Genomic DNA, 12,647 nt, shown 5'->3' on the forward strand with positions numbered 1-12,647 from the left:
CTGGCGCCCGAAGAACGACACCAATACCTTCCTGGGTCCGATCCGCATGCGCGAAGCGCTGTACAAGTCGCGTAACCTGGTATCGATCCGTTTGCTGCAGGCGCTGGGTGTGGACCGTACCATCGACTACATCAGCAAGTTCGGCTTCAACAAGCAGGACTTGCCGCGCAACCTGTCCCTGGCCCTGGGCACCGCAACCCTGACCCCGATGGAAATCGCCACGGGCTGGAGCACGTTCGCCAATGGCGGATACAAAGTCACCCCGTACCTCATCGACAAGATCGAAAGCCGCAACGGCGACACGTTGTTCCTCGCCAACCCACCACGGGTGCCTTCAGGCGAACAGGCCAGCGACGGCGTCGCCGCACCGGCCAGCGAGACGTTCACGGTAGAGGCAACACCAGGTGAAGCCACGACAGCGCCAGCCGTGCCGCAAGCGCCGGTCATCGCCGAGCGCATCATCGATGGCCGCACCACCTACATTCTCAACAGCATGCTGCAGGACGTGATCAAGCTCGGCACCGGCCGCCGCGCCCTGGCCCTGGGCCGTACCGACCTGGCCGGCAAGACCGGCACCACGAACGAATCCAAGGACGCCTGGTTCTCGGGCTACAACGGCGATTACGTCACCACCGTCTGGACCGGGTTCGACCAGCCTGAAAGCCTCGGTCGGCGCGAATACGGCGGCACCGTGGCGCTGCCGATCTGGATGAGTTACATGGGCGCTGCCCTCAAGGACAAACCGCCACACACCCAACCGGAACCCGAAGGCATCCTCAGCCTGCGGGTTGACCCGGTCAGCGGCCGAGCAGCCACCCCAGGCACTCCGGGAGCGTACTTCGAGCTGTTCAAGAGCGAAGACACCCCACCGTCAGTCAACGAGCTGGGCAACGGCGTAGCGCCAGGCAGCCCGCTACCGGCGGATGAGGCGGCGCCGATCGATTTGTTCTGATCGGGCCTCTCGTAAAAGCCCCGCCTTCGAAAGAAGCGCGGGGCTTTTTTCAGGCCCTCAAATTACACACTCCCCTGTAGGAGCCGAGCTTGCTCGCGATGGCGGCAGGTCAGCTTGCATCCATGCTGAATACCAGACTGCAATCGCGAGCAAGCTCGGCTCCCACAGGATTTGCGGTGGTCACACAAAATCGGCAGGTACAAAAAAGCCCCGACTCAAAGAGAGCCGGGGCTTTTTATTGAACGCTACAACGGCTTAACCGTTGAACACGTCATCCACGCTCTTGAGCGGGTAGTTCTTCGGATACGGCAGGGTAGCCACGCCGGTCTCGATCGCGGCCTTGGCTACGGCGTCGGAGATCAGGGTGATCAGGCGGGCATCCATTGGCTTGGGAATGATGTACTCACGACCAAATTCCAGCTTGATGCCGCCGTAGGCATCGCACACTTCCTGAGGCACTGGCAGCTTGGCCAGTTCGCGCAGGGCGTTGGCGGCCGCGACTTTCATTTCTTCGTTGATGCGCTTGGCGCGAACGTCCAGGGCACCACGGAAAATGAACGGGAAGCCCAGTACGTTGTTGACCTGGTTCGGGTAGTCCGAACGGCCGGTGGCCATGATCACGTCGCTGCGGGTAGCGTGAGCCAGTTCCGGGGAGATTTCCGGATCCGGGTTCGAGCAGGCGAACACGATCGGGTTCGGCGCCATGCGCAGCAGGTTTTCCGGGCTCAGCAGGTTCGGACCCGACAGGCCAACGAATACGTCGGCACCGTCCAGCGCGTCGGCCAGGGAGCGCTTGTCAGTGGCGTGGGCAAACACGGCCTTGTACTGGTTCAGGTCGTCACGGCCGGAATGGATCACGCCGGTACGGTCAACCATGAAAATGTTTTCGATCTTGGCGCCCATGCTCACCAGCAACTTCATGCAGGAGATGGCCGCAGCGCCGGCACCCAGGCAGACGATCTTGGCTTGTGGCAGGGTTTTGCCAGCGATTTCCAGGGCATTGATCATGCCGGCCGCGGTCACGATCGCGGTGCCGTGCTGGTCATCGTGGAACACTGGAATGTCGCACTGCTCGATCAGGGCACGTTCGATCTCAAAGCACTCAGGCGCCTTGATGTCTTCCAGGTTGATGCCACCGAAGGTGATGGAGATACGCTTGACAGTGTCGATGAAAGCTTGCGGGCTTTCGGAGTCGACTTCGATGTCGAACACGTCAATACCGGCGAAACGCTTGAACAAAACGCCCTTGCCTTCCATGACCGGCTTGGAGGCCAATGGGCCGAGGTTACCCAGGCCGAGAATCGCGGTGCCGTCGGAAATGACTGCCACCAGGTTGCCCTTGCCGGTGTATTTGTAGGCCAGCTCAGGGTCGCGAGCGATTTCGCGTACTGGTTCGGCTACGCCGGGGCTGTAGGCCAGCGACAGATCGCGGGCAGTAGCGGTGGCCTTGGTGAGCTCGACACTCAGCTTCCCTGGACGAGGATTAGCGTGATATTCGAGAGCGGCAGTTTTCAGATCAGACATGTGGGCATTCCGCTTTTTACTGTGTTGGACAGACGGACCGCCGAGGATACGCGCCTCGCAAAGTCCCTACAAGACTGACCAGTCACCCCTGTCAAGCGCACCCCCCTACGACTTTGGGCCAAGAGCCGCAGAACACAAGGCCTACATGCATACAATCCGAAGCATAAATGTCTACAATTTTTTATCGAGACGCGCGACTCAACATCCCTGAATCGGTCAACGGCAGTAACCAGCGCGCCTGCCCCGGCTCAAGCCCGCCGCGACGCGAACGGTCGACCACCCAGCCACGCGCTTCGATCCGCTTGCCTTTGAGTCGCTCGAGCGACGCCATATCGAAGCGACTCACCAGATTGGGGGCAACGCGCAATACAACCGGCCCCTCCAACTGGAGCCAAATACCGCCGCGATTGCGCGAGACGTCGATCACGCGGCCAGTGAGCACGGCAAAGCCTGGTGCCTTGATATTGTGCGCCTCAAGCACAGGCGAACGCTTCCACACCCCGACGCCCGCTTCCCGCGCCTGGCGTTCGGCAGCGCGCTGACAATGCGCCAGATCGACATTCGGCGCGACCACCACGTGAAATCCCAAGCCCTCGGCGAGCAACTGCGCTTCCAGATTCTGACCGTCGGCGCTGTAGACATGGGCCAGCGTGCGACCGTAGCGATCCTTGTCTTCCTTGCCGGGCAGCAACCCCACGCGTCCCGCACTGGCGCCCACCAATGCCTCAAGGCGCCGGCGTGCAGCGACGGCGAACGGCTCATCGGAACGCCCTCGACGCCCCAGTTCAGGACTGTTGAGACCGATCATGCGCACGCTGCGGCCATCAGCCAGGCGCAGGGTATCGCCGTCCACCACCTTCTGGACCGTCACATGGGCCAGGCCAGGTGGCGCCGGGCAGAAGGCCTGCGCGCTGCTCAGCCAAATCGCGGACACAAAAAAGGCGCCCGCAAGGGACGCCTTCTTCATCAGTCTGGAGCAGCCGAAACGACCATCCAAAATGATTAGCCTCAGGCTTTTTTGGTAGCGCCAAAAGCACCGAAACGATCGGCGAACTTCTGAACGCGGCCGCCGGTATCCAGAGTCTTTTGCTTACCGGTGTAGAACGGGTGGCATTCGTTGCAAACGTCGATCGACAGGGCTTTGCCGTAGGTCGAACGAGTTTCGAACTTATTGCCGCAGCTGCAGGTCACGGCAATTTCTGGGTATTCCGGATGGATATCGGTTTTCATGGGGTTTTCCTCAGGCTAGCGTGCCGCCACCCAACACTATTGTTGAATACCGCACGTAATTAGGCCGCGGATTCTACCAGACAACATCAATCACGCAAGCTATGACTTGTACCAACCGTCTGCTAGGCTCCCCGCCTCATGCGCAAGCTCTTCTGTGGGAGCGAGCCTGCTCGCGATGGCGGTGGATCAGCCGCATGGGTATTGGTTGACACTCCGCCATCGCGAGCAGGCTCGCTCCCACAAGGGTTGTGCCAAGCCTTCTGAATTTGTCTGTATATCGAGACCCTCCCGCGTGCCCGACGCCATCCTGCGCCTCGCCCTGCCTTCGCCTCTGCGCCGCCTGTTCGACTACCGGGCCCCGGCCGGAGTCCTGCGTGAGCAGTTGCATCCGGGCATGCGCCTGCGGGTGCCGTTCGGCCGACGGGAGATGATCGGGATTCTGGTCGAGGTCGCCGACCACAGCGAAGTCCCGGCCGACAAACTGAAGCCGGCCCTGGCCTTGCTCGATGCGACGCCGCCGCTGCCCGCCTCGCTGTTCAAGCTGTGCCTGTGGACCTCCCAGTACTATCAACACAGCCTCGGCGACACCCTGAGCTGGGCGCTGCCGGTATTGTTGCGCCAGGGCGAACCGGCCGAGGCACGCCAGGAGCGGTTCTGGTCGGTAACACCGGGCGCCTCGCTGGACGACCCGCGCATCGCCCGCGCCCCGCGTCAGCGTGAGGCCCTGGCGACCCTGGCCCAGCATCCCCACGGCGTGGCCCATCAGCTATTGAGCAAACTGATGCTCAGCAAGGACAGCCTCGACCTGCTGCTGGCCAAAGACCTGGTCCAGGTAGACATCCGCCGGCACGCTCCGGGTGTTCGCCATGAGCATTGGCTGGCCCAGCCGGAACTGCCGCTCAATGCCGAACAGCGGGCCGCCTGCGAGGCGATTCGCGCCGGTTTCGACAGCTATCACGCCTTCTTGCTGGCCGGCGTCACCGGCAGCGGCAAGACCGAGGTCTATCTGCAACTGATCCGCCAGACCCTGGAAGCCGGCAAGCAGGCCCTGGTGCTGATTCCGGAAATCAACCTTGGGCCACAGACCCTGGCGCGCTTCGAACAACGGTTCAACGCGCGGATCGCCCTGGTGCATTCGGCGGTCAACGACCGAGAACGCCTGGAAGCCTGGCTCGCCGCCCGGGACGGTGAGGCCGACATCATCATCGGCACCCGCTCGGCCCTGTTCACACCGATGAAAAACCCCGGCCTGATCATCATCGACGAAGAACATGACGGCTCTTATAAGCAGCAGGAAGGCCTGCGCTACCACGCCCGCGATCTGGCACTGGTGCGGGCGCGCCAGGAAAACATTCCCATTGTTCTCGGTTCAGCCACGCCGTCCCTGGAAAGCCTGCACAATGCCTACACCGGACGTTACGGGCTCCTGCGCCTGAACGAACGGGCCGGCGGCGCCAAGCAGCCACGGTTTCTGCGCCTGGATGTAAAGAGTCGTCCGCTGGACAGCGGCATTTCCGGGCCGATGCAACAAGCCATCGGCCAGACCCTGGCCGCCGGGCAACAGGTCTTGGTGTTCCTCAACCGCCGGGGTTTCGCCCCGACCCTGCTGTGCCATGACTGCGGCTGGATGTCGGGCTGCGAACGCTGCGACGCACGCATGACCGTGCACCAACGCCACGGCGAGCTGCGCTGCCATCATTGCGGCCACGCCGAACGAGTGCCGAGGCACTGCCCGCAGTGCGGCAAAGTGGACCTGCGCCCGGTGGGGGCCGGCACCGAACGCGCTGAAGAACGGCTGGGCATCCTGTTTCCCGATTACCCGGTACTGCGGGTCGATCGCGACAGCACTTCGCGCAAGGACGCCATGAATCAGTTGTTCGCCACGATTCAGAAAGGCCAGCCGTGCATCCTGGTGGGCACCCAGATGCTTGCCAAGGGGCATCACTTTCCTCGGGTCACGCTGGTGTCGATCCTTGATGCCGACGGCGGACTGTTCTCCGGCGACTTCCGTGCCAGCGAGCGCATGGCGCAGTTGATCGTTCAGGTCGCAGGCCGGGCCGGACGGGCCGAGGAGCCGGGCAAGGTAATTATCCAGACCCACCTGGCCGACCATCCGCTGCTGATACAACTGACCGAACAAGGCTACTTCGCCTTCGCCGAGCAGGCCTTGAGCGAGCGTCGCGGCGCCGGCCTGCCGCCGTTTGCTCACCTGGCATTGTTGCGGGCCGAAGCCCATAAGCCCGGGCAGGCCGAAGCGTTCCTTGACGAAGCCTGCAGCGAGGCCGAACGCTTGCTGGGGCAACAGAACCTCACCGGCATCGAACTATTGGGCCCGGTACCGGCTCCGATGGAACGACGGGCCGGGCGTTACAGGGCTCAACTTCTACTACAGGCCAATGCCCGGGCCCCTTTGCATCGGCTATTAAGTACCTGGCTGCTGGCGCTGGAGCAGATGCCCAGCGGGCGGGCGGTGCGCTGGTCGCTGGATGTGGATCCGGTGGATTTGTATTGATCCAGACATCCTCATCGCGAGCAGGCTCGCTCCCACATTGGAATGCAATTTCCTGTGGGAGCGAGCCTGCTCGCGATGAGGCCCGAATAGCCACCACACATCCCCACCCGACCCGCTACAGTTGGCAAGCTTGCCTTCGCCACGGATAATGCCCAGTTTTTCCACCAGCGCATCGAAGCGCCGCCGCGCCTGCGGTTGAAAGAGAAGACCATGAAAGACACCATTCGCCAGCTCATCCAGCAAGCCATCGCCCAACTCGTCGCTGAAGGTGTGCTGCCAGAAGGCCTGTCGCCGGCGATTCAGGTCGAAAACACCCGTGACAAGACCCACGGCGATTTCGCCAGCAACATCGCGATGATGCTCGCCAAACCGGCCGGCATGAAACCGCGGGACCTGGCCGAAAAGATCATCGCCGCGCTGCCGGCTGACGAAAACGTCAGCAAGGCTGACATTGCCGGCCCAGGCTTCATCAATTTCTTCCAGAACACCCAGGCCCTGGCCTCACGCCTGGACGCGGCCCTGGCCGACGAACGCATCGGCGTGCGCAAGGCCGGTCCGCTGCAACGCACCGTGGTCGACCTTTCGGCCCCCAACCTCGCCAAGGAAATGCATGTCGGCCATCTGCGCTCGACCATCATTGGTGACGGCGTGGCCCGGGTACTGGAGTTTCTCGGCGACACGGTGATCCGCCAGAACCACGTCGGCGACTGGGGCACCCAGTTCGGCATGCTGATGGCCTACCTGCAGGAAAACCCGATCACCAGCGATGAGCTGTCGGACCTGGAGAACTTCTACCGCGCCGCCAAGCAACGCTTCGACGAGTCGCCCGAATTTGCTGACCGCGCCCGTGGCCTGGTGGTCAAGCTGCAGGCCGGCGATGCCGAGTGCCTGGCGCTGTGGAGCAAGTTCAAGGACATCTCCCTGTCCCACTGCCAGAAAATCTACGAGCTGCTGAACGTCAAATTGACCATGGCCGACGTGATGGGCGAAAGCGCCTACAACGATGACCTGATCAACGTGGTCAACGACCTCAAGGCCAAGGGCATGCTGGTGGAAAGCAACGGCGCCCAGTGCGTATTCCTCGAGCAGTTCAAGACCGCTGACGGTGAGCCGCTGCCGGTGATCATCGTCAAGGCTGACGGCGGCTACCTCTACGCCACCACCGACCTGGCGGCCGTGCGCTACCGCAACAACGTGCTCAAGGCCGATCGAGTGCTGTATTTCGTCGACCAGCGCCAGGCCCTGCACTTCCAGCAAGTGTTCGAAGTCGCACGCCAGGCCGGTTTCGTGACCCGTCCGATGGAGATGGAACACATGGGCTTCGGCACCATGAACGGCGCCGACGGCCGTCCGTTCAAGACCCGCGACGGTGGCACGGTCAAGCTCATCGACCTGCTGAGCGAAGCCCAGGATCGCGCCTACACCCTGGTCAAGGGCAAGAACCCGGACCTGGCCGAAGACGAACTGCGCCAGATCGCCAAGGTCGTGGGCATCGACGCGGTGAAATACGCCGACCTGTCCAAGCACCGCACCAGCGACTACAGCTTCAACTTCGACCTGATGCTCAACTTCGAAGGCAACACCGCGCCCTACCTGCTGTACGCCTACACCCGCGTGGCCGGTGTGTTCCGCAAGCTCGGCAAGAACTTCGATGAGGTCGACGGCCGGATTGTGCTTCAAGCCCCTCACGAACAGGAGCTGGCGGCGAAACTGGCGCAGTTCGGTGAAGTGCTGAACAACGTCGCAGACAAAGGCACCCCACACACCCTGTGCGCGTACCTGTACGATGTGGCCGGTCTGTTCTCCAGCTTCTACGAGAACTGCCCGATCCTCAACGCCGAAACGCCAGAGCAAATGCAGAGTCGCCTGCGCCTCGCCGCACTGACCGGGCGCACCCTCAAGCAAGGCCTGGAACTGCTGGGCCTGGAAACGCTGGAGCGCATGTAAGTTGGCCGCCAAGAAAAAACCTGCACCCAAACGCGGCGCCAGTCGTTACCAGCCCCCAGCCAAACAGCCGATTCCCGGCTGGTTGTGGATGGCTATCGGCCTGACCGTCGGCGCTTTCATTGTGTTTCTGATGAAACTGGAGCCGGGCCAGGGCGATGACGTCAAGCGCGTGCGCCAAGAGCAACAGAAAGCCACGCGCATCGCCGAGGCCAACAAGACCCCGCCGAGCCCGACGCAACCGGCCAAGCCCAAGTACGACTTCTACACCCTGCTGCCGGAATCGGAAGTCATCGTGCCGCCCGATGCCGTGCCGGAGAAAACCCTGCCGACGCCACAGGTGCCCACCACGCCGGTAACTCCGGCCGAAGCGGCGAAGATCGACACCGCTCGCGCTCAGGCAGCCCTGGCCGGCATCACGCCGCCGCCGGCTCCGCCCGTGCAGAAAGCCGCTCCGGTGACGAAGTTCTTCCTGCAGGCCGGCTCGTTCCGCAAGGAAGCCGACGCCGACAAGGTACGCGCGCAGATCATTCTGCTGGGCCAGTCCGTGGCGGTGGAGTCCGGCACGGTGAAGGAAGAAACCTGGTATCGGGTGCTGGTCGGTCCGTTCAGCAATCGCGAAGAACTGACAAAAGCCCAAAAACAATTGGCCGGCAGCGGTTTCAGCAACCTTTTGTTACAACAGCGCCAGAGCCGCTGAAGCAGGTGAACGCAGCCCTGTGGCGAGGGGATTTATCCCCGCTGGGCTGCGCAGCAGCCCCTAAAGGCTTGATGCGATAGACCTGCCATACCGCGTCGCAGATCTTAGGGGCGCTGCGCGCCCCAGCGGGGATAAATCCCCTCGCCACAGGGGCCGTGATCAGCCCTCAAAGCAAAACAAGCCACTCGTCCCCTCTCCCACCCCACAGTTGAAAAAACCCACGCCACCCCCATATGAGTTCCATCCGGGCATTTTCGCCCCGCTGCGTGGAGACTCTTCCCTTGACCACCATCGTTTCAGTCCGCCGTCATGGCAAAGTCGTCATGGGCGGCGACGGCCAGGTTTCACTAGGCAACACCGTGATGAAAGGCAATGCGAAGAAAGTCCGCCGCCTGTACCACGGCCAGGTCATCGCCGGCTTCGCCGGGGCCACCGCCGATGCTTTCACCCTGTTTGAGCGTTTCGAAGGCCAGCTTGAGAAACATCAGGGCCATCTGGTGCGTGCCGCCGTGGAACTGGCCAAGGAATGGCGTACCGACCGCTCCCTGAGCCGCCTCGAAGCCATGCTCGCGGTCGCCAACAAGGACGCCTCGCTGATCATTACCGGTAACGGTGACGTCGTTGAACCCGAGGATGGCCTGATCGCCATGGGTTCCGGCGGCGCCTACGCCCAGGCCGCAGCCAGCGCCCTGTTGAAAAAGACCGATCTGTCGGCCCGCGAAATCGTCGAGACTGCCTTGGGCATCGCCGGCGACATCTGCGTCTTCACCAACCACACCCAGACCATTGAGGAGCAGGATCTCGCGGAATAAGCCTGGCCCTGTGCCACGGCTCATTCCTGCTTGAGGACCGCCAAATACTATGTCCATGACTCCCCGCGAAATCGTCCACGAACTCAACCGCCACATCATCGGCCAGGACGATGCCAAGCGCGCCGTCGCCATCGCCTTGCGTAACCGCTGGCGTCGGATGCAGCTGCCTGAAGAGCTGCGCGTCGAAGTGACCCCCAAGAACATCCTGATGATCGGCCCGACCGGTGTCGGTAAAACCGAAATCGCCCGTCGCCTGGCCAAACTGGCCAACGCGCCGTTCATCAAGGTCGAAGCCACCAAGTTCACCGAAGTCGGTTATGTCGGTCGCGACGTCGAATCGATCATCCGCGACCTGGCCGATGCCGCCATCAAGTTGCTGCGCGAACAGGAAATCACCAAGGTTCGTCACCGTGCCGAAGATGCTGCCGAAGAGCGCATCCTCGACGCGCTGCTGCCGCCAGCGCGCATGGGCTTCAACGCCGAATCCGCTGCGACCCAGGATTCCAACACTCGCCAGCTGTTCCGCAAGCGCCTGCGCGAAGGCCAGCTCGACGACAAGGAAATCGAGATCGAAGTGGCCGAAATGGCCGGCGTCGACATCTCCGCGCCGCCCGGCATGGAGGAAATGACCAATCAATTGCAAAGCCTGTTCGCCAACATGGGCAAGGGCAAGCGCAAGAACCGCAAGCTCAAGGTCAAGGAAGCGCTGAAACTGGTTCGCGATGAAGAAGCCAGTCGCCTGGTCAACGAAGAAGAGTTGAAGGCCAAGGCCCTGGAGGCCGTCGAGCAGCACGGCATTGTGTTCATCGACGAAATCGACAAGGTCGCCAAGCGCGGCAATGTCGGCGGCGCCGACGTGTCCCGCGAAGGCGTGCAACGCGACCTGCTGCCGCTGATCGAAGGCTGCACGGTCAACACCAAGCTGGGCATGGTCAAGACCGACCACATCCTGTTCATCGCCTCCGGTGCGTTCCACCTGAGCAAGCCCAGCGACCTGGTGCCCGAGCTGCAAGGTCGCCTGCCGATCCGCGTCGAGCTCAAGGCCCTGACGCCGGAAGACTTCGAACGCATCCTGAGCGAACCCCACGCGTCCCTGACCGAACAGTATTGCGCCCTGCTCAAGACCGAAGGCCTGAACATCGAGTTCGCGCCGGAAGGCATCAAGCGCCTGGCGCAGATCGCCTGGCAGGTCAACGAGAAGACCGAGAACATCGGTGCCCGGCGCCTGCACACCCTGCTCGAACGCCTGCTCGAGGAAGTCTCGTTCAGTGCCGGCGACCTGGCCAGCGCCCATAACGAAGCGCCGATCCTCATCGATGCCGAGTACGTCAACAGCCACCTGGGTGAACTGGCAGAGAACGAAGACCTGTCGCGGTATATCCTGTAAGTCACCGACAGGTTTCCTCGGACCTGTGGGAGCGAGCTTGCTCGCGATGGCGGCGTATCATTCAACCAATGCGTTGACTGTCAAACCGCTATCGCGAGCAAGCTCGCTCCCACATGGACCTTTGTCGTTTTTGCAGATCAAGGCTCCCTTCAGAAACGGATCAGAGGCCATGACCAAACTCCCCAGCGCCATCAACCTGCACAAAGCCTCCAAGACCCTGACGCTCAAATACGCGCCGGACGAGGAGTATCACCTGCCCGCCGAATTCCTGCGGGTGCACTCGCCTTCCGCCGAGGTCCAGGGCCACGGCAAACCGATCCTGCAATACGGAAAAATCGGCGTCGGCCTGACCAAGGTCGAACCGGCCGGCCAGTACGCACTGAAATTGACCTTCGACGACGGTCACGACAGCGGACTGTTCACCTGGGACTACCTGTACCAGTTGGCGGTACGCCAGGAGGACCTGTGGAACGATTATCTTGCCGAACTCAAGGCGGCCGGAAAAACCCGCGACCCGAACGAGTCGGTCGTCAAGCTGATGCTCTAACTCAAGGGCTGGCGCTTTAGGGCGAATTTTCTAGACTCATCTGCTTGAATGCCCCCGCGGCAACGTCAATGACTGGCCTGCTTGCGAAAAAAATTAAACTCGGGTAACCAATGGAGCTGGCAAGTTCCCTGCAAAGGAATCGGCGAATTCCTTGCACACGTTTCCTCATTGCCTCGATGCGGAATTAACGGTCACCCGAGCAGCGTACCTGGCATTGGCTGTGGGCTTTCTGGCATGGCCCAGGTACTCGTCTGAAGGACAATGGAGCGTCGTAGATGAGCAACAAGAACAACGATGACCTGAAGTACCAAGCCTCGGAAAATACCCTGGGGTTGAATCCTGTCGTCGGCTTGCGCAGAAAAGATCTGCTGGCCTCTGCCCGAATGGTGCTGACCCAGGCCATCAAACAACCGCTGCACAGCGTCAAGCACGTCGCCCATTTCGGCGTCGAACTCAAGAACGTCCTGTTCGGCAGATCCGAGCTGCAACCTGCGGGCGATGACCGTCGCTTCAACGACCCGGCCTGGAGCCAGAACCCGCTCTACAAACGCTATCTGCAAACCTACCTGGCGTGGCGCAAGGAGCTGCACGCCTGGATCGACGAGAGCAGCCTTTCGCCCCAGGACATCAGCCGCGGGCACTTCGTGATCAACCTGATGACCGAGGCCATGGCCCCGACCAATTCGGCAGCCAACCCGGCGGCGGTCAAACGCTTTTTCGAAACCGGCGGCAAGAGCCTGCTGGACGGCCTTTCGCACCTGGCCAAGGACCTGGTGCACAACGGCGGGATGCCGAGCCAGGTCGACATGGGCGCATTCGAAGTCGGCAAGAGCCTGGGCGTGACGGAAGGCGCCGTGGTGTTTCGCAACGACGTGCTGGAGTTAATCCAGTACCGACCCATCACCGAACAGGTCCACGAGCGCCCACTGCTGGTGGTGCCGCCGCAGATCAACAAGTTCTACGTCTTCGACCTGAGCCCGGACAAGAGCCTGGCGCGCTTCTGCCTGCGCAGCAATGTGCAGACGTTCATTGTCAGCTG

At 62.0% G+C, this 12,647-nt stretch carries 10 protein-coding genes and 1 pseudogene; 8 read left to right on the forward strand and 3 right to left on the reverse strand.

All coding sequences use genetic code 11. The annotated features are described in order from the left end of the window. Window positions 1-952: penicillin-binding transpeptidase domain-containing protein (locus GSM73_RS27740; protein WP_256677040.1), on the forward strand; the 952-nt coding region annotated here is incomplete at its 5' end. A gap of 255 nt (window positions 953-1,207) precedes the next feature. On the opposite strand, the gene GSM73_RS21810 is transcribed toward GSM73_RS27740, so the two are convergent. From GSM73_RS21810 to rpmE, 3 genes are all read right to left on the reverse strand, one after another. Beyond that, on the reverse strand, window positions 1,208-2,476 hold the full coding sequence (locus GSM73_RS21810) for a malic enzyme-like NAD(P)-binding protein (RefSeq protein ID WP_047225970.1): 1,269 nt from the start codon (window positions 2,474-2,476) through the stop codon (window positions 1,208-1,210). A 181-nt stretch (window positions 2,477-2,657) separates the two neighbouring features. Beyond that, window positions 2,658-3,443 carry a thermonuclease family protein gene (locus tag GSM73_RS21815; RefSeq protein ID WP_160893800.1) on the reverse strand — a complete coding sequence of 262 codons (786 nt, stop codon included), beginning with the start codon at window positions 3,441-3,443 and terminating at the stop codon, window positions 2,658-2,660. A gap of 41 nt (window positions 3,444-3,484) precedes the next feature. After that, window positions 3,485-3,706 carry a 50S ribosomal protein L31 gene (gene rpmE / locus GSM73_RS21820; RefSeq protein WP_047225972.1) on the reverse strand — a complete coding sequence of 74 codons (222 nt, stop codon included), beginning with the start codon at window positions 3,704-3,706 and terminating at the stop codon, window positions 3,485-3,487. 292 nt (window positions 3,707-3,998) lie between these two features. On the opposite strand from rpmE, the gene GSM73_RS21825 reads away from it, so the two are divergent. The 7 genes and pseudogenes from GSM73_RS21825 to GSM73_RS27745 form a co-directional block, all read left to right on the forward strand. After that, window positions 3,999-6,218, forward strand: coding sequence for a primosomal protein N' (locus GSM73_RS21825; protein ID WP_160893802.1), 2,220 nt, complete (start codon window positions 3,999-4,001; stop codon window positions 6,216-6,218). A gap of 210 nt (window positions 6,219-6,428) precedes the next feature. Beyond that, window positions 6,429-8,165, forward strand: coding sequence for an arginine--tRNA ligase (gene argS, locus GSM73_RS21830; RefSeq protein WP_160893804.1), 1,737 nt, complete (start codon window positions 6,429-6,431; stop codon window positions 8,163-8,165). 1 nt (window position 8,166) lies between these two features. Beyond that, on the forward strand, window positions 8,167-8,862 hold the full coding sequence (locus tag GSM73_RS21835) for an SPOR domain-containing protein (RefSeq protein ID WP_160893806.1): 696 nt from the start codon (window positions 8,167-8,169) through the stop codon (window positions 8,860-8,862). Window positions 8,863-9,143: 281 nt separating this feature from the next. Beyond that, entirely contained in the window at window positions 9,144-9,674 is a 531-nt protein-coding gene (gene hslV, locus GSM73_RS21840) for an ATP-dependent protease subunit HslV (protein ID WP_003186641.1), read from the forward strand. A gap of 49 nt (window positions 9,675-9,723) precedes the next feature. Continuing rightward, window positions 9,724-11,061, forward strand: coding sequence for an ATP-dependent protease ATPase subunit HslU (gene hslU / locus GSM73_RS21845; protein WP_047225976.1), 1,338 nt, complete (start codon window positions 9,724-9,726; stop codon window positions 11,059-11,061). Between the two features lie 169 nt (window positions 11,062-11,230). Beyond that, window positions 11,231-11,608, forward strand: coding sequence for a gamma-butyrobetaine hydroxylase-like domain-containing protein (locus GSM73_RS21850; RefSeq protein ID WP_047225977.1), 378 nt, complete (start codon window positions 11,231-11,233; stop codon window positions 11,606-11,608). A 275-nt stretch (window positions 11,609-11,883) separates the two neighbouring features. Beyond that, window positions 11,884-12,647: pseudogene (locus GSM73_RS27745) on the forward strand (class II poly(R)-hydroxyalkanoic acid synthase); the annotation flags it as partial.

It is taken from the genome of Pseudomonas sp. PICF6, from assembly GCF_009831705.1.
In the GTDB taxonomy this organism is placed as follows: domain Bacteria; phylum Pseudomonadota; class Gammaproteobacteria; order Pseudomonadales; family Pseudomonadaceae; genus Aquipseudomonas; species Aquipseudomonas rhizophila.